This is a genomic window from Butyrivibrio sp. VCB2006 (assembly GCF_000420945.1).
In the GTDB taxonomy this organism is placed as follows: Bacteria; Bacillota; Clostridia; order Lachnospirales; family Lachnospiraceae; genus Butyrivibrio.
In genome coordinates this window covers 1-18,994 of sequence record NZ_ATVX01000010.1, presented here as the reverse complement: position 1 = coordinate 18,994, position 18,994 = coordinate 1, and the positions used below count along the sequence as shown (strand labels likewise).

Here is an 18,994-nt window from a genome sequence, read left to right as displayed (position 1 = left end):
AAATATGCGATAGCCTTCGTTTGTGAAAGCTATCGCATTATTTTTAAAATGAAGTTGAGCCGCGCTTTATAAGTTCGCCTGAAAAGATTGTCTTTTGTGGCATCTCATTCTGAGAGAGAGTACCGATAAGAGTTTTTACAAGCTGAATGCACATATCTTCAAGTCTGTTATCAACAGAAGATATGTCAGGCTCAGAACAAAGGGTCAAAATAGAGTTATTGTATCCGATGATCTGTAAATCCTTAGGAACATTTATATTATTGGCTCTTGCAAAGTTCATTGCTCCAACTGCAAGGAAATCATCACTGGTAACAATACCATCAAATTTAATTCCCTTTTTGTAGATGGATTCTACAAAATTCTTAACACCATCTATATCCTCGTGACTACCCTTGAAACACTGCTGCATTTCCTTTTTGAGAGGAATGTCGTGTGTAAGAAGAGCATTCTGATATCCGGCCAGCTTTTTGAGGCCAGAATATGAATTGGAATTGTAGAGATAAAGGATATTTTTTACTCCTGCATCCAACATTTTCTCGGTTGCATCCTGTGTGGCTTTGTAATCATCACAAAGTGTACAGTAGACATTTGAACAATCGAAGTCTGCATTAAGAAGCATGATAGGAACAGTAGCAGCTGCGTCCTTGACATACTGGTTATCTTCAGCGTTGTTCATGATGAAATTGGAACCTACCATTACAACACTGTCTACATGCTGGGACAGGAGAAGATTAAGTGAATCCTTCCTGGACGCCATTTCATAACCTGTACAGCAAAGTACTGAGTGATATCCGTTTTCTCTTAAATTCTGCTCGATAAAATAGATGGCTTTGGCCAGATAAAGGTCAGAGGCATCAGCACAAAGAATGCCTATGGTCTTCATGGAATTAAGACCAAGTCCTCTGGCAAAAGCATTTGGCTTGTAGCCATACTGCTCGATGATATCCATTACCTTTTTTCTGGTACGAGGCTTAACATTTGTGCTGCCGTTCAATACTCTTGAAACTGTAGCAATGGAAACGCCAGCTTTTTTGGATATATCATATATTGTCATCTGGTTACTCATACAGTTTATCTCGTTTCTAAAGGAAATTTGAAATATCGTACTGCATTGTTGTAGGAAATATCAGCAGCAATTTCGCCAAGGATATCATAATCATCAGGGAACTCACCGTTCTCAACAAGTGATCCAAGGTAATTGCAGAGGATCCTACGGAAATAATCATGTCTTGTGTATGAAGTGAAGCTACGTGAATCTGTAAGCATTCCTACGAAACCTGAGAGGTTACCGGATTCAGCTACAAATGCAAGCTGTCTTTCCATACCAAGCTTAGTATCATTGAACCACCAAGCACTTCCCTGCTGAATCTTGGCTACAACAGGACCTTCATTGAAAGCATTAAGTGTAGTGTTGATGATCTTGTCATCATTAGGGTTAAGACTGTACAGAATAGTCTTAGGAAGCATCTTCTTGGAATGAAGAGCATCAAGGAAATCTGCAAGCTCGCCCATAGGGTAGTAAGCATCAATTGTATCAAAACCGGTATCAGGACCAAGCTTTTCATACATAGGAGTATTGTTGTCACGCTTGCATCCAAAGTGAAGCTGCATTACCCAATCTCTCTTGGCAATTTCTTCTCCCTCAAAGAGCATAAATGCTGTCTGATATTTGAGGTCTTCTTCGTAAGAGAGCTCTTCGTCGGCAAGACGCTTTGCAAAGATCTTCTCGATTTCCTCAGCAGATGCTGGTCTGTACATTACATACTCAAGAGCATGGTCTGTAACATTGCATCCCTTGGAAGCAAAGTAGTCAAGCCTTATTCTAAGTGCCTCTTTAAGGCTTTCAAAAGAATCAATCTTAACACCGCTTACTTCTGAAAGAGTATTAATGTATGAAACAAACTCAGGCTTTCTGATGTTCTTGGCCTTATCAGGACGCCAAGCAGGAAGAACCTTAACATCAAAAGATTTATCTTCTCTGATCTTGTCGTGCCACTCGAGAGAGTCAACAGGATCATCTGTTGTACAAATTAAAGTAACGTTACTCATCTTGATGAGCTTACGAACACTCATATCAGGAGACTGAAGAACTTTATTACAGATATCGTATACTTCTTCAGCTGTTTTCTCATTAAGAACTCCGTCGTAACCAAAGTACTTCTTGAGTTCAAGGTGAGCCCAGTGATAAAGTGGGTTACCTACTGCCTTACCAAGGCATTTAGCAAACATAAGGAATTTATCTTTGTCGGAAGCATCTCCGGTCATGTATTTCTCATCAAGACCAAAGGCTCTCATAAGACGCCATTTATAATGATCTCCACCAAGCCAAACCTGAGTAATTGTCTCAAAGTGACGATCTTCAGCAATTTCTCTGGGGCTGATATGGCAGTGATAGTCAAGAATAGGCATGTTCTCAGCATATTCATGATATAGCTTTCTGGCAGGTTCACTCTGGAGCAGAAAGTCTTCATCCATGAACTTTTTCATCCAATTTACCTCCACAATATTCATATAGTTTAGTAGTTCTTAGCAAGTGAAACTAGACCCACAAATTTAAAATGTAAAAAATATGTAAGCGATTTCATATATTTTTTCAAAAGTATTATACAAGACCGAGAAATCAAATACAATAGCAAAAAGTTTAACGTTAAAATTAATATATAATATAACTCAGAGAATACGCGTTAACTAAAAATTTATTGACTAAACGTTACTGTAATAATATAGTTTAAATGTAAACGCTTACATTTAGCATTTTAGAGAAAAAGGGGTAGGTTATATGAGTAAATATCTACAAATTCATCCGGAAGACAATGTTGTTGTATGTCTGGAGCCGCTTAAAGAGGGAGAGAGCATTACTCTTTCAGATGGCAGAGAAATAGCGGCTAAAGAGGAAATTCCAGCCGGACATAAGATAGCAATTAAAGATCTTTCTTCTAATGATAATGTTATCAAATACGGATATGCTATTGGGCATGCTACAGAGGATATAAGTATAGGAAGATGGGTTCATACTCATGATATCAAGACAAACCTTGAGGGAATTCTTGATTATAAATATGAGCCTAATAAGGAAGATATAGATAAAAAGATTTCATTGATGGGTACTAAAAGGGCCACATTTAAGGGCTTTGTAAGAGCAAATGGCAAGGTTGGAATCAGAAATGAAGTTTGGATCATTCCAACTGTAGGATGCGTTAATAACATTGCAACAGCTCTTGCTAAACAGGCTAATGCACTTGTGAAGGGCAGCGTAGATGAGGTTGTCGCATTTACACATAACTATGGCTGCTCTCAGACTGGAGATGATCAGGAGCATACCAGAACAATTCTAGCAGATCTTATTAATCACCCTAATGCAGGCGGTGTGCTTGTTTTAGGTCTTGGCTGCGAGAATAGCAACATTGATGTTCTTAAGCCTTATATAGGAAAGGCTGATGAATCAAGAGTTAAGTTCCTTGTATCTCAGCAGTCTGATGACGAGATGGAGGACGGAGTTAATCTCTTAAAAGAAATTATAGAAGTAGCTTCTAAGGATGAGAGGCAGGAAGTTGATGCTTCTAAGCTTGTAATTGGACTTAAGTGCGGTGGAAGTGATGGATTTTCCGGAATCACTGCTAATCCATTGGTAGGCAGAATATCAGACAGAATTATCGAGTGTGGTGGAACATCTATCCTGACAGAGGTTCCTGAAATGTTTGGCGCAGAGACAATCCTTATGAACAGATGTAAGGATGAAGCTACATTTAACGATACAGTTAATATGATAAATGGCTTTAAGGATTACTTCACCAAGCAGGGCGAGCCTATTTACGAGAATCCTTCACCTGGAAACAAGGCTGGTGGTATCACAACTCTTGAGGATAAATCTCTTGGATGTACCCAGAAGTCAGGTGATTACCCTGTAATGAATGTAATGGAATATGGTGAAAAGACTGATGTAACAGGCCTTAACCTTCTTTGTGCTCCTGGAAATGACCTTTGTGCAGCAACAGCTCTTGCAAGTGCTGGCGCTCAGATAGTTCTTTTCACAACAGGAAGAGGAACACCATTTGCATGTCCAGTACCTACTATGAAAATTGCAAGTAATAATACTATTGCAGATAAGAAGAGCAACTGGATTGATTTCAGAGCAGGCCAGATCCTTGAGGGCAGAACCTTTGAGGAACTTACAGATGAACTGTTTGACAAGATATTGAGAACAGCTTCCGGAGAAAAACTTAAGAGTGAAGAGGCCGGATTCCATGATATGGCTATTTGGAAGAGAGGCGTTACTCTATAAATGTAAGGACTTACGCAAACATGACCTGAATGTGGTTTTGTAATAAATGTAAGCAATTTGTGATAAGCCATCAGCATGAACTGAATATTTTAAAATTTGCCGTTGTGCAAGATGCACAAACGGAAACCGGTTGCGTTGTGGAAAATGTAGTTAAATATCCATCGGTTTTCAAATCTGTTCATAGTTTGTTAAAAAAATTCTTGTTAATTTTTACATGTAAGCACTTTCGGAAATGCAGTAAAAACGCCACTTTCCGAAAAAAGTGAACAACTTTGTTACAAATCCTACAAAATTCATGCTTGCAATGGATTTTAATCCGTGATAAAGTACGTACATAAGCAAGTGAAAACGCTTACATTTTATTTTCAAAAATTATTTTGGGAGGAACAAAAATAATGAAAAAGAAAGTTTTATCATTACTTCTTTCAACAGCAATGGTAGCTTCTCTTGCAGCTTGCGGTAGCGAGACAGCACCTACAGAGACACCTGCAGAGACACCTGCTGACACAACAGCTACAGAAGCTGGCGATGCTACAGCAGAAGCTGGTGCAGATGCAGCTGAGGAGTACACACTTGAGACTCTTAACATCGTTGTTGACGGAACACTTACAGCAACAGTAGAGAGCGGACAGAAAGAGTTCGAAGAGCAGTGGGAAGCTGCTGTAGCTGAGAAACTTGGCCACCCAGTTGATCTTGTTATCAACCAGCTTGACCACTCAGATTACTCAGGAACAGTTTCACGTCTTCTTACTACAGGCGAGCCTGGTGACGGATCTTATCCTGATGCTCTTATCATGAGCGCTACAATGCTTAGACAGTACCAGACAACAGGCCTTCTTTGGGATATGGCTGATGCTTATGCAAACGCTGAGTTCCAGGCTCGTGTAACTCTTCCTACAGTTAACGAGAACATGAAGGACAAGGACGGACACCTTTATGGATTCGCTCCTACATATGGTAACGGATGTGTTACATACATTAAGCAGTCTTGGCTTGATGCAGTTGGCATGAAGGCTGACGATATCAAGACTTTCGATGACTACTATGCAATGCTTAAGGCATTCACAGAGAACGATCCTGATGGAAACGGATCAGCTGGTACATACGGTGTTATCGCAGCTGGTTACGGTAAGCTTGATGAGGCTCCATACATCAACTACATGCCAGAGTTCTGGCAGGGCGCATATCCTTCATTCTATCAGAAGGATGGTGTTTGGGTAGATGGATTCCAGGAGCAGGCTACTGTAGACGCTCTTGCAAGACTTGCACAGGGTGCAGCTGATGGCGTTATCGATCCTGATACAGAGGATGCTGGAACAAAGCAGGCTCGTGAGAAGTTCTTCTCAAACGATCAGACAACATCAGAAGGTGTATTCACATACTGGGCTGGTACATGGCTTAGAACACTTACAACAAACATGGAGAAGCAGGAAGTTGACAACGAGCTCGGCGACGACAGACTTGTACAGCTTGCTCCTATCCAGGAAATCAAAGATACATGGGGCGGATACCTCAACAGAGAAGCTCCAGTTTGGGTAATCACAGATGATCAGGATGGCAACTCAGCTCGTGAGCAGGCTATCTTCGATGCTCTTCTTGAGACAATGCTTGATGGTGACAAGGTTCAGACACTTTGGACATATGGTGCTGAGGATGTTCACTGGTCAATTCACGCTGAAGAGTTCACAACAAACGCTGATGATCCAGAGAAGAAGAAGGATTATTCATATGAAGAGGGTCAGTTCCACCTTAAGCAGTCTCCTAACGACCCTAACTCTGTATGGAAGAAGAACCACCTCGATCCAGTACTTGTAATTGCTCCTCTTACAAACGGTTACGTTGATAACGACGAGCTTGTACAGGCTGGTAACAAGTTCTTCACAGAGAACTGTGTTGACGCTCCTGCAGCAGCTTCTTGCGATACTCTTACAGAGAACGAGGCAGCTCTTGTAGAAGAGAAGACAACTCTTATGAAGCAGGCAATCGCTGGTGAGATCACACCTGAGGAAGCTGTAGCTACATACCAGGCTGACTTTGGCGATATCGCTCAGCAGATTCTTGACGAGCTCAACGCTCAGTAATTAGCTTTTTGCTAATAAAGATTTGACTTTTTCCCATCCTCCAAGGGAAAAGCTCTTTTGGAGGGTGGGATTTTTTTGAAGAAATTTCGTGTTTTGATATAATTAAATTGAAAAAAATTAACGATTTTTTGTGAAAGGATGAGGATGCAATGAGTAAGAAACAGAACGTTACTACTACATCCACTGGTGCTCCTATCAATCAGAAACCTCTTGGTACACGTATCTGGAACAACCGTGGATACTATTTGATGTTTCTTCCGGTACTAGTTTTCGTAATCATAATTTATTATTGGCCTATGCTCGGCGTTAGATACGCATTTTACCAGTATAAGCTGAAGAACATCACATGGGTTGGTTTTAAGAACTTTGAGACTATGTTTGGTAAGAAGGAGTTCTGGACAGCCTTTACAAATACGCTACAAATATCTATCACTAAGTTGCTTATTACAACTTTTACATCTGTACTTGTTTCAGTTTTCCTGAACGAAATGCATAATTTGTTTGCTAAGAAGTCTTTGCAGACTATTATCTATCTGCCTCACTTCATGTCATGGGCGGTAGTAGCAGCTATTTTCCAGTTGTTCCTTTCTACTTCATCAACTGGTTTTGTAAATGAAACACTTAAGTCAATGGATCTTATTACTAAGAGTATTGACTTCCTCCATACTAAGTCATTATGGAGACCTATTTTCTACATTATCAATATCTGGAAAGAGACAGGTTGGGGAACAGTTATTTTCCTTGCAACACTATCAGGTATTAACCCTGAGCTTTATGAAGCAGCTGACATAGATGGTGCTTCAAGACTTCAGAAAATTTGGTATGTTACAGTACCAGCACTTATGAATACGGTAATTATCGTGCTGATCCTTAACCTTGCAAAGGTTCTTAACCTTTTTGAATCAGTATTCGTTTTATATAACAACCGTGTATTTGATGTATCAGACGTTATTTCAACATATGTATATCGTCAGACCTTCCTTACAGCTATTCCTGATTATGGATATACCACAGCCGTTGGTTTGTTCAAATCTATAGTTGGTTGCGTACTTGTTCTTGTATGTAACTGGGCTAGTAAGAAGATCCGTGGACGCGGAATTATTTAAGGAGGGACATTATGGCACAGGTTAAACAGGCTCCAATGCGTGTGAAAGCTAAGAGAAATAAAGTACATGCATTTGACGTTGTCAACTATATAGTATTCGTTATCATAGCTTTAATTGTTCTTATTCCTATTTGGAAAGTACTTGTTGATTCATTCAACTCTGTTGGCGTTTACAAGTTCATGCTTTGGCCACAGGACTTTACTTTTAACGGATACCTTACAATTTTTACTACAGTTAGACTTTACAGACCATTCATTAACTCAGTTGTTACAACTGTATTAGGTACACTGCTTGGTCTTGTACTTTCAACACTTGGTGGATACGTACTTACACAGAAAGAGATGCCGGGAAGAAATGCACTTTCATTTTTCCTCCTTTTCACAATGATCTTCTCTGGTGGTATGATTCCTGAATACCTTGTTATGAAACAGCTTCACCTTGTAGATACAATGTGGATCCTTGTTATCAAGCATGGTATGAACGTTTACAACTTGGTACTTATGAAGAACTTCTTCGAGGGCATTCCTGAGTCTCTTTTTGAGGCAGCTAAGATTGACGGATGCTCACCTATGGGAATCTTCTTCAAGATCGTGCTTCCTCTTTCCAAGGCAGCTCTTGCATCAATCGGTCTTATGTATGCAGTAACTGTATGGAACGATTACAGCACAGTTCAGATTTATATTACAAACCCAGATCAGGTTAACTTCCAGTACAAACTGAGGGTTATGATCATGGATGGTGATACACCTACAACAGCATACAAGGTATCTCAGAATACTCTTTACTATGCAGCTATCGTTGTAGCTATCCTTCCTTTCATGGCAGCATATCCATTCCTTCAGAAGTACTTTGTTCAGGGTGTTAATGTTGGTGCTGTTAAGGAGTAATTTGGTATTACTTTGAAAACTAATGAGAGAGAAATTCGAGTTGAATTTCTCTCTTTTTTCATTCAGAAAGGGAATAAAATGAGACATATCTTTTGGGCAGGGGATTCTACCTGCGCTACTAACAAATATGTAACTTATCCTCAAACGGGAATTGCGCAGACTTTTGACAGATATACGAGAAATGACGTGGTTGTTTATAACCATGCAGTAAATGGCCGCAGCACCAAGAGCTTTATTGATGAAAGCAGGCTGGCTCCTATATACAATGAAATAACAAAAGGTGATTTTCTTTTTATTCAGTTTGGGCATAACGATGAAAAGAGTAATGACCCTGCCAGATTCACCGATCCTCACGGTGAGTTTATAGTTAATCTCGGTAAGTTTGTTAACGCTGCAAGAAATAAAGGTGCATATCCATTATTTATCACTCCTGTTGAGAGAAGACTATTTGATGAAAATGGAAAGCTTAAGTTTTCCGGGCATGAAGAATATGTTCTTGGAATGAAGGAAGCCGGAGAAAAATTTGATGTTCCTGTGATTGACCTTTATTCAATGAGTAGAGCATTTTTGGCGGGAACAGGAGATAACGCATCCAAAAAGTATTATATGAATCTGGCTCCGGGGGAGATTTCCTGGGCACCGGAAGGTAAAGAGGATAACTCCCATCTTCGCTATGAAGGAGCAATGCTTTATGCAGGAATGATTGCAAAAGAAGTTTCAAAACTTGCAGAACCCTACTGCAGCCTGATAGCAGACAAAGACTATCTAAAAGAAACATATAACATTGAAATCAATGGATGATAGTATGGGATTATCATAAAACATACCTGGATACTATCAGAGGAGTTCAAAATGACTTATTTAGCAGATTTGCAGAATGGAAGATACAGAAATCCTATACTTTTTGCCGATTATTCAGATCCGGATGTGATCAGAGTAGGCGATACCTATTACATGACTGCAAGCAGTTTCAACTATACACCTGGGCTGCCAATTCTTATTTCCCACGATCTTGTTAACTGGAAACTGGTGGGTTATGCTCTCGATAATATCAAAGAAGCAAGGTACGACATTCCAAGACACTCAGAAGGAGTATGGGCTCCTTCTATACGTTATCATGACGGAATGTTCTATATATACTATGGCATGCCTGATGAAGGCTATTATGTAGTCAGAACCAGGAATCCTCTTGGAAAATGGGAGGAGCCTGTTTGCATCCTTGAAGGGAAAGGGCTTATTGATCCGTGTCCATTTTGGGATGAGGACGGAAGAGCCTTCGTTATTCATGGTTATGCCAAGAGCAGGATTGGATTTAAGAGTATATTAGGCATATTTGAAATGAGTAGTGATGGTCTTAAAGCGATATCCGAGGACCACTTTATCTTTGATGGAAATGATCCAAGGAATGCGGCAGTTACAATAGAGGGGCCTAAGGTATACAAAAGAAATGGTTATTACTATATTTGGGCTCCTGCAGGAGGCGTGACAAGAGGCTATCAGGTTGTTCTAAGGAGCAGGGATATTCATGGACCTTATGAAATCAAAGAGGTAATGCATACAGGAGATACTCCGATTAATGGCCCTCATCAAGGAGGCCTTGTGGACACTGTAAATGGAGATGAATGGTTTATTCATTTTCAGGATAGAGGAATGTACGGAAGAATCTGCCACCTTCAGCCTGTAAGCTGGAAGAATGACTGGCCCATAATAGGTATAAATCCTGATGTTGATGATGCGGGTGAGCCGGTAAAAGAGATGAATAAGCCAAATACAGTTATCTGTGATGAGCCTTGCTATTTGGATGCATCAGATTATTTTGAGGAAGGCTCCTTTGGACTTATGTGGCAATGGCTCGGAAATCATAAGGATTATTTTGCAGGCGGAAGTCAAAAGGGCTTAAAGCTCTATGCACTTAATTCATCAGGCGAGGATGAACCAGTCATATGGAAAAGCTCAAATGTACTTACTCAGAAGCTTGTGTATCCTCTTTTTACAGGAGATATCAGGCTTGATGCGACAGGTCTTTTGCCAGGGAACAGAGCCGGTGTATGTATGACAGGCGGACAGTATATGGCTGCCTATATTGAACGTGAGAACGATAAGTATAAAATTATTGTTATAGAGTCTTACGGCGGAGATGGCGACAAGAAAGAAAAGCTTTTGAATGTATTTGAATTTGGAAAGTTATGCCGTGATTATGGTATTTCTTTGGAAGACGGGCTTAAAAATATCAGATTTCATCTTGTTTTTGACTGCGAAGATAAGACTATTACATCAGAGCATTTGTATTATAAGAACGTTGATGACAAGGATAATACACCCAGTCTTAAGATGTATATTACTTTGAATGAAGATATGGATGTATCCACAGCTCTTGATCTTAACGTTGATTATACGCCTTCCGACCACACCTGGGTTGGAGCCAAGATTGGCATTTTTGCACTTGCAAAAGGTGTTACAAATATAGCTGAAACGAGAGGTTTTGCAAGATTTAAATCAGTGGAAATTCACGAGGTGTAATTTCATGGATGTTGGAAGAGTAAGTATTTATGAGGCAGCACAAAATGGTGATTTTATGCTGCTTAAATGGATAGTAGAGTATTCCAAGGCAAGTCTCAATGAATTTGCTGATAACCACAGGACTGTGCTTCATTATGCGGCTATGTCCGGTAATCCTGAGATGTTTATATATCTTGTGGAGCGGTGCGGATTGGACCCACTTCAGGGAGATGAGGATCTTGTTACTCCCTGGGATATTGTGAAGAGAGAGAATGATGCGCTTAAATCACATGAGAAAAAAGAGGAAGATAGATGTGGTGCTTTAGAGGCTGCTAAACTATCTATGGATAAAAGCTCAGGTCTTGTGAAGATAGATAATTATCTTGCAGAAAAATACGGCCACAGGTATGAGGATTTTTACAGAAATCCAATCAGGACCGGATTCTTTCCTGATCCTTCCATATGTAGAGTGGGGGATGACTATTACATGGTAAATTCCTCATTTATCTTTTTCCCATGTATTCCAATTTCCCATTCCAAGGATTTGATTCACTGGGATATTATAGGCCATGCTATCACTAACCCGGATTGGTCTTATCTTGATGGCCTGGAAGGGGGCAGAGGCTACTGGGCCCCTGATATAAGCTACTACGAAGGAAAGTTTTATATTGCGGCAACATACAGGCTTAATGATATAGGACCGGTGTACAGAAGGCAGATGATTGTGTGTTCTGATAAACCTGAGGGACCATATTCAGAGCCTGTTTTTATAGATGAGGATGGAATAGATCCGGGACTTTTTAATGACGATGATGGCCGTAGATACATGCTTTTAAACAGGGGAGCCCGGATTTTTGAACTGGATAAAACAGGCACCCAAAAGATTTCGGAGCCGGTGCTCTTATACTATGGAAGTAACAAAAGAGCTCCTGAAGGACCTCATATATACAAAAAGGACGGATATTATTATTTGCTTCAGGCTGAGGGCGGTACAGGCCCGGGGCATAGAGTGACGGTGTCGCGAAGTAAAGAACTTATGGGAGTCTATGAGCCATGTCCCTATAATCCGATTATGAGACAGAATGATGAAGGTGCTACAATTCAGCGCTGTGGCCATGGAGATCTTGTGGAAACCCCTGATGGCAGATGGTTTATGGTATATCTATGCGGCAGAAAAATAGGGGATGGATACAGTATTCTCGGAAGAGAGACAGCACTTGACCCTGTTACCTGGACTGCAGATGGCTGGCCGATAGTTAATAATCTAAAGGGACCGTCCTGTATGCAGGTTAAACCTTATATTGAAAAAGCTGGTGAAGTGAAATCGGGAAAATGGACTGTAGGAGATTCAATTAACAGTGATAATGCGCAAATATCTCCCTGTGGTATTCCGTTTGACTACATGACACCAAGGCCATTGGAAAAAGATGCTCTTAAGTATATTAGGGACATTGATGAGTGTAGTGAAACATTCATTATTCGTGGAAGCAAAATGCCTCTTAGCAGCATAGACAGCAGAAATATTGTACTTAGAAGACAATGCGATTTTTCTTTTGAATATACTGTTGTTATGGACATACCTAACCTTACTGAGGGCCAAACAGCAGGAATATGCGGCTACTACGACGAAAATACTTATTTGGAATTTGGAATAATCAAAAAAGACAACAAAATACTGGTGTATTCTAATGAACATATAGGGGAAATTGACAGCTATATATACAGCGAGGAGCCATTGCTGGCAGAGTGTAGTCAGATTGAACTTAAAATGACAACAGACCATTTGAAAAGAAGCCTTTGCTATGGAATAATTACTGATAAGGATTTGAATGATTCAGAATTGACCACATTTGCTACATTATCAAAGGTTTATTATCTATGTGATGAGGGGTATGATAAGGGAAAGAGATTTACAGGTGCTCTTGTTGGTATGTATGCATATGGCGGTATTGATAATGAACTTTATGTGAGTTTTCATAATCCCACATACGAAGGAAAGGAAATGTTATGCAGATAGGAATTAGATTTCATGATACAGTACAGTTACCATTTGAGGAAAGATTACAGGAGATTAAGAGACAGGGCTTTAGCTGCACTCACATAGCTCTTTCTAAGGTCCCGGGATTTACAGCAGACACAAATGCACTTACTCCGGGCTATGCTATGTATATGAGAGATGCCTTTAGAAGAGCTGATCTTGATGTGGCAGTACTTGGATGCTATCTTAACCTTGCAACTCCTGACGCAGCTGCTCTTAAGGCGACTCAGGACAAATATATGGCTCATATACGTTTTGCTTCTCTTATGGGGGCAGGTATGGTCGGAACTGAGACCGGAGCTCCTAATGTGGATTATCACTATGATAAAGAAGCCTGTCATTCACAGGAAGCTCTTGAGACTTTTATCACCGGACTTAAACCTGTAGTCGAATATGCTGAGAAAATGGGTGTAATTGTTGCAATTGAACCTGTTTATAGACATATTGTATGGAATCCTAAGAGAGCAAGAGAGGTCCTTGATAGAATTGAGTCTCCAAATCTTCAGATTATCTTTGATCCGGTTAACCTTCTTTGGACAGACAATTTTGAACAGAGACAGGAAGTGTTCGAAGAGGCAATTGATCTTTTGGAAAAAGATATCTGCATGATTCACTTGAAAGATGCAGTAGTAGAAGGGGACAGCGTTAAGAGTATGGCCTGCGGTCTTGGCGAGATAAATTACGATACAATCGTTAAGTTTGCAGTGGAGAAAAAGCCATTTATCCACGCTACATTGGAGGATACCAAGCCTGATAATGCCGTGGCTGCAAGAGAATTTATTCAGAGTATTGAAAAGAAATACATGGCCTAAAATTAAGGGAGATTGCCGCAAATGCAATCTCCCTTGCTTTTTTTGTTATTTTTTCAGGAATTCGTACTGAGTCATCAAAGGCTCCGGAACTGGAATTTCTTCTTTCTTGAGCTTGTTGATTATGTTTACAACAGGCTTTGTCTGGTTGGATATACGAGTATTGTAATGGTTGATCAGTTCTGTATACTGAGGATTGTCTGCAACCTTTTCACGAAGCTCTTTTGCAAACGGACAGAAGGTAAACAGGATTTCTCTTACAACCTTGTTTAACCTTGGTGAGCCGGCAGCTTCGAACTTTACATATGAAAGATAGTCCGCAATGAACACATTTTTATAGTTATTACTGAATTTCTTAAGGTCTGTTCTGAGCTTTTCTTTGTTTTCTGAGGATAGAGCAGGGTTCTTTTTATAGAACTGAAGGTAATCGCAGTACATGGAAGTAAGGGAAGGATCTGTAACATCATTCCAGTGAATTCCCTGTTCAGTTTTGCACATTTCCCATCTGAACTCGGCAAAGAGTCTTATCATGCACTCTTCAGTGTTTTCTGTGTTAAATATAGATACCAGCATTCTGGCGGGAGTTCTTCTGTTTTTACCCTCGATTTCCTGCCACAAAGAAGCTCTTGATCCTATATTGGGCATAAGGATCATGTATGGTGTGATATCATCTGAAAAATGGAAGGACGGAACTCCGATTTCAGGATCTGAAAAGAGAGCAGAACGGCAGAATACTCCGTAGTCCACATTTCGTATCATGGAATAATATTCATTTATTTTGGCAACTGTCTGATATGCCATGTCCAGAGGTCTTAGTACGTTCTGGGCATCAAATACCGGAACATAGGCTGAAATGCGGCCAAAGGTCATTCTGTTTCCAAGGGCAAAAAGATTATGTATTTCAAAGTTAAGCTTACTTGTAGGATCATCGGCCATAAGGTCTACCTGGGCCTGATTGAGCTGTCCTGTGGCCTTTTGTTCACGAAGATATGTAGGCCAATCCTGGTCAAACTCATTTCTGGAAGGCTCAACTTCAAGATTATAGATCTTTTTAAGCCATTCGTAACACAGAAGTACCTTTCCTTCAGGGTCCGGAACATAGGCTTTTGCCATGTTGTACAGAATTGCTGTATTTTTTTCTCCTGCCAGTTCCTCATCAACAAAGCCAAACATAAAGAACATTTTAAGTTCTGTCGGAACATTGTCATCCTTAAGACTCTTCAAGAAGGCTGGGGTATATACATCAAAGAAGGTGCTTCCAAGGCTTCTTCTTAGAGCTCTGGCCTCATCTGCAGAATCATAGCGATTATTCATAGCCTTAAATGCAGCCAGTTGTTCTTCGAATTTCATGGCTACTTCAGCAGGCACTTCCGCGTACTGCAAAATAGTATTCAGAGCATTAACAACAGTTACAGTGCCTTCACCGTCTCCGCCGTTATTTTCTATATCATTAAGCTTTGCCTTTATAGCTTTCATGGTGTTGGCAAAGGCCGCCGCTTTTTTCTTTAAAGTATTTCTGTACTCTACCAGAAGCTGAGATTCCTGGGATATCCTGGTGTATATGGTATAGGTCTGCATTACTACACCGGTGGCAATTTCTATACTTGCAGGATATACATATTTTTTTAGGGTTGCCTCGTTTTTTTTGAGACTTCTTACAAAATCAAATGCCCAATCGGAAATATTATCGCTCTTTTCAGGGGAAATGATTTCTGCTATTTCGGGAAACTGCTTGGCTACTTCGCCAACCTTAATGCAAAGGGCAGGGTAGTCAGTATAATCGGAGATAATCTGGTCATACTCGGCCATAGCATCGTCATATTCCTGCTCATATACGTCACAGCATTTTACTGCTGATTCAACGGATTGGGCAGCCAAAATAGGCGCAATCTTAGGGTTTGATTTGACTACATTAGGAATATCCGCTTCGGATTCGAAGGAATAGGAGTATACTGCAGAATCCTCCAGAGCCTCAATATTATATTTGTAGGCTGTGCCGGGAGTTTCTACGATACCAACAAAACTACCCACAGTAAGAGTAATCGAGGTAAACTGATTTGAAACTTTAAGACTTCCCTTGACCAAAACTTCTATAGTTTCAACAACATCGGTGCCTGCTTTATGAAGTATTTGTCCTTTTTCGAGTTTGATAAGCCCCATATTATGCCTCCGATTAAACGTCACAATCCTACATATAATAATGTTATCACGTCAAAAAGTTAACTTCAATCCGCATGCATTGTGGGAAATCTTAAAATTATATAAAAGAAAAAGCTTATAAAATAATCTGCTTTAGACGGTACTCATTATTGTTTTTTGAAGGGCAGGCAAGGTTATAGATTTCCGTAGCAAACAAGGTCTCCTTGAACATGCGAAATTCAAGTGGAGACAGTAGTTCCTGCGCATTTTTGATATTAGTTAAAAGCGGTTTGGAAGACTTGTTTATTTCCCTTAAAAGAGGAGATGACTTGGCCTTCATTCCAAGGACTCTGGCAAAGGTGGTGTAGCCATCTTCTTTGTAAGCTGCCATATTTGAATCTGTTATCCCAAGTAAAATGTGTGTTAAAGATCTGCTGATCCTGGAGTAAGTTGTGTCCTTTGATTTAAGAACATTGCAAAACTGATCAAAGCTTTCGTATTTCTCAAGCTTTGACAAAATCTTATTTGAAAAATCTTCGCTTACATCTAGATATACTGAATATCCATTTTCTTTTTCCTGTAATAATTTATAGTGAAGAAGATCAGAGATACGCTTGTTATCAGCTAATCGACCTGTGTTTTCAGAAAGAAGCTCATAGCATGAAGAAGGCATGGCACTACTTATATCAGCTGAAATACCACCGGAAGTAATGCTTGATCTGATTCCGGAGGCGCTTGAAAGGCTATTAAGTTCTTCTGAGTCGTAGGCTTCGCCGATCCTTTTGATAGCAATAGGTTCTATCTTACTGTTCCGTGAAAGAAGCGCCTTGATGTACTCTATTCCAAGGATATTATTAGGAGATGATAGAACCGAAAGATCAGTTTCTCTATTATCTTGTGCGGTCTTCATATATCCTGTTAAAGCTTTTTCTCTGGCTACCGGGAAGGAATCACCTTTTTTGATATGGGCAGAGAGAGCTTCTTTGTACTGATCAGGCTCTTTTACAAGAATATTGGCAACCTCTGTCAAAAGAGAAGTGTCACCGCATTCGCTTCCAAATACAAGCTGGTCCACAACTCCAAGCTTATCAAGAAGAGATACAGCACCCTGGGCAAAAAATTCTGCGCTGCCTGTGGAGTAGCAGACAGGAAGTTCGAAAACAAGGTCAGCACCACAGGAAAGAGCCATTTTGGTGCGCACAAATTTGTCCACCAGGGCAGGAGAGCCTCGCTGAACAAAATCGCCGCTCATGACGATGACAATATAGTCGGCACCAAGCTCTTTTTTGCAATAATTCAGCAAATGTAAGTGCCCATTATGAAATGGATTAAATTCTGCAACTATACCTATTGTTTTCATGTGGATGTAAGCGCTTTCAAATTTTGCCTATTTTTGTACAATTTTTACCTTGCTTATATATTTTACACTGATACAATTATAATGTGGCTAAAAAATAATTAAGTCAGAATTCTATTATTTTCTATAAGCATGTAGATGATTTTATTCTATATGCATGTTAACTACAATATCAATATAATGAAAAGAGGTTATTTATGAAAATTCTTGTTATCAATTGTGGAAGTTCTTCACTGAAATTCCAGCTCATCGACTCTGATTCAGAGGCAGTTATCTGCAAGGGACTTTGTGAGAGAATTGGTATTGAGGGTAGCCAGATTGTTTATACTCCAGCCGGTAAGGATAAGATTACCAAGGTTGAGCCAATGCCAGACCACAACAGAGCTATCGAGCTTGTTATCGAGGCTCTTACAAACGCCGAGAACGGTGTTGTTAAGCTTGAGGAGATCGGTGCTGTTGGACATCGTATTGTTCACGGCGGTGAGAAGTTCACTAAGTCAGTAATCATCAATGATGAAGTAATTAAGGCTATCGAGGATGTAAGTGATCTTGCTCCTTTACATAACCCAGCTAACCTTATCGGTATCAGAGCTTGCCAGAAGGTTATGCCAGGCGTTCCTATGGTTGCAGTATTTGATACAGCTTTCCATCAGACAATGCCTCAGGATGCATATCTTTACGGACTTCCATATTCATACTATGAGAAGTATGGCATTCGCAGATATGGTTTCCACGGCACAAGCCATTCATTTGTAAGCAAGCGTGCAGCTGAGATTCTTGGCAAAGATGCTAAGGATCTTAAGATGATCGTATGTCACCTTGGAAATGGTGCCTCTCTTTCTGCAGTTGACGGTGGCAAGTGTATAGATACATCTATGGGACTTACTCCACTTGAGGGACTTATCATGGGAACAAGAACCGGTGATATCGATCCTTCAGTAGTTGAGTTTATCATGAAGAAAGAGAATTCTTCTGTAGCAGATGTAACTAACCTTCTTAATAAGAAGTCTGGTGTCTTCGGACTTTCAGATGAGCTTTCATCTGACTTCAGAGATCTTGAGGCAGGTTACAATGACGGACATGCCGGAGCAAGACGTGCTGTAGACACATTTGTATACAGAGTAGTTAAGTACATCGGCTCTTACACAGCTGCTATGGGCGGTGTTGATGTAATCTGCTTTACAGCCGGTGTTGGCGAGAATAGTGGTTTCGTTCGTAAGCTTATCTGCGACAGACTTGGATTTATCGGTGCTAAGATCGACGTAGAGGCTAACAAGGTTAGAGGAGAAGAGAAGACCATTTCTACTGCTGACAGTAAGGTAACACTTCTTGTTGTTCCTACTAACGAGGAACTTGCAATCGCTCGCGATACATATGCTCTTTGCAAATAATCTTCGTATTTGTTAATAGGTTTATCAAATCGATTCAGTACATTTCGTGCTGAATCGATTTTTTTATCTTATAGGAAATTCCTTCGGAATTCCTATAAGATAAAAAACGCTCCGCGAGGATGCGCACTCGCGCGATAGGAATATGTTGCATAAATGCAACCGCGCTCGGCGCGAGAATGCCGCAAGCGGCATTCTTTCTTGTATCTTGTGTTAATTTTGTATCAAGATTTTCTATATATGTTGCGCGTTAAATAAAAATATTGAAAATTATGAAGTGATAAGGTATCATATCTATATTGTATGCCTGTCATAATTGGGGCCTATGACAGGCATTCGGGTTATTTAAGGCAATATAATTGGAAGGGGTATAGGTATGAAAGAACTTAATTCCTGTAAGGAAGCAAT

Annotated in this window: 13 protein-coding genes; 9 read left to right on the top strand and 4 right to left on the bottom strand. The window is 40.1% G+C overall.

What is annotated here, in order from left to right:
• Positions 1-43: 43 nt before the first annotated feature.
• A complete protein-coding gene (locus G613_RS0110870; RefSeq protein ID WP_242826137.1) occupies positions 44-1,066 on the bottom strand; it encodes a LacI family DNA-binding transcriptional regulator in 1,023 nt (340 codons plus the stop codon).
• A gap of 5 nt (positions 1,067-1,071) precedes the next feature.
• On the bottom strand, positions 1,072-2,487 hold the full coding sequence (uxaC, locus tag G613_RS0110865; RefSeq protein ID WP_029232659.1) for a glucuronate isomerase: 1,416 nt from the start codon (positions 2,485-2,487) through the stop codon (positions 1,072-1,074).
• 292 nt (positions 2,488-2,779) lie between these two features.
• Between uxaC and G613_RS0110860 the strand changes: the two genes are divergently transcribed.
• The 8 genes from G613_RS0110860 to G613_RS0110825 all read left to right on the top strand — a co-directional run bounded on the left by G613_RS0110860 (position 2,780) and on the right by G613_RS0110825 (position 13,705).
• Entirely contained in the window at positions 2,780-4,282 is a 1,503-nt protein-coding gene (locus tag G613_RS0110860) for a UxaA family hydrolase (RefSeq protein ID WP_029232658.1), read from the top strand.
• A 395-nt stretch (positions 4,283-4,677) separates the two neighbouring features.
• Positions 4,678-6,363 (top strand): hypothetical protein, encoded by a 1,686-nt coding sequence (locus G613_RS0110855; protein WP_029232657.1) that lies wholly within the window; start codon positions 4,678-4,680, stop codon positions 6,361-6,363.
• 149 nt (positions 6,364-6,512) lie between these two features.
• Positions 6,513-7,469: an ABC transporter permease gene (locus G613_RS0110850; protein WP_029232656.1), complete on the top strand. Its 957-nt coding sequence runs from the start codon at positions 6,513-6,515 to the stop codon at positions 7,467-7,469.
• An 11-nt stretch (positions 7,470-7,480) separates the two neighbouring features.
• The gene (locus tag G613_RS0110845; RefSeq protein WP_196805055.1) at positions 7,481-8,356 is read left to right on the top strand and encodes a carbohydrate ABC transporter permease; all 876 of its coding nucleotides are present in this window, start codon (positions 7,481-7,483) and stop codon (positions 8,354-8,356) included.
• A 78-nt stretch (positions 8,357-8,434) separates the two neighbouring features.
• Positions 8,435-9,157 carry a rhamnogalacturonan acetylesterase gene (locus tag G613_RS0110840; RefSeq protein WP_029232654.1) on the top strand — a complete coding sequence of 241 codons (723 nt, stop codon included), beginning with the start codon at positions 8,435-8,437 and terminating at the stop codon, positions 9,155-9,157.
• Between the two features lie 51 nt (positions 9,158-9,208).
• The gene (locus tag G613_RS0110835; protein ID WP_029232653.1) at positions 9,209-10,876 is read left to right on the top strand and encodes a glycoside hydrolase family 43 protein; all 1,668 of its coding nucleotides are present in this window, start codon (positions 9,209-9,211) and stop codon (positions 10,874-10,876) included.
• 4 nt (positions 10,877-10,880) lie between these two features.
• Positions 10,881-12,872 (top strand): family 43 glycosylhydrolase, encoded by a 1,992-nt coding sequence (locus G613_RS0110830; protein ID WP_029232652.1) that lies wholly within the window; start codon positions 10,881-10,883, stop codon positions 12,870-12,872.
• Entirely contained in the window at positions 12,863-13,705 is an 843-nt protein-coding gene (locus G613_RS0110825) for a sugar phosphate isomerase/epimerase family protein (protein WP_029232651.1), read from the top strand. Before G613_RS0110830 ends, G613_RS0110825 begins: the two co-directional genes overlap by 10 nt.
• A 45-nt stretch (positions 13,706-13,750) precedes the next feature.
• Here the strand turns inward: G613_RS0110825 and G613_RS0110820 are convergent, their stop codons facing one another.
• Together G613_RS0110820 and G613_RS0110815 are read right to left on the bottom strand one after the other, a co-directional pair.
• Positions 13,751-15,862 (bottom strand): Crp/Fnr family transcriptional regulator, encoded by a 2,112-nt coding sequence (locus G613_RS0110820; RefSeq protein WP_029232650.1) that lies wholly within the window; start codon positions 15,860-15,862, stop codon positions 13,751-13,753.
• A 115-nt stretch (positions 15,863-15,977) separates the two neighbouring features.
• Entirely contained in the window at positions 15,978-17,201 is a 1,224-nt protein-coding gene (locus G613_RS0110815; protein WP_029232649.1) for a nucleotidyltransferase, read from the bottom strand.
• 194 nt (positions 17,202-17,395) lie between these two features.
• On the opposite strand from G613_RS0110815, the gene G613_RS0110810 reads away from it, so the two are divergent.
• On the top strand, positions 17,396-18,589 hold the full coding sequence (locus tag G613_RS0110810) for an acetate/propionate family kinase (RefSeq protein WP_029232648.1): 1,194 nt from the start codon (positions 17,396-17,398) through the stop codon (positions 18,587-18,589).
• Positions 18,590-18,994: the final 405 nt, after the last annotated feature.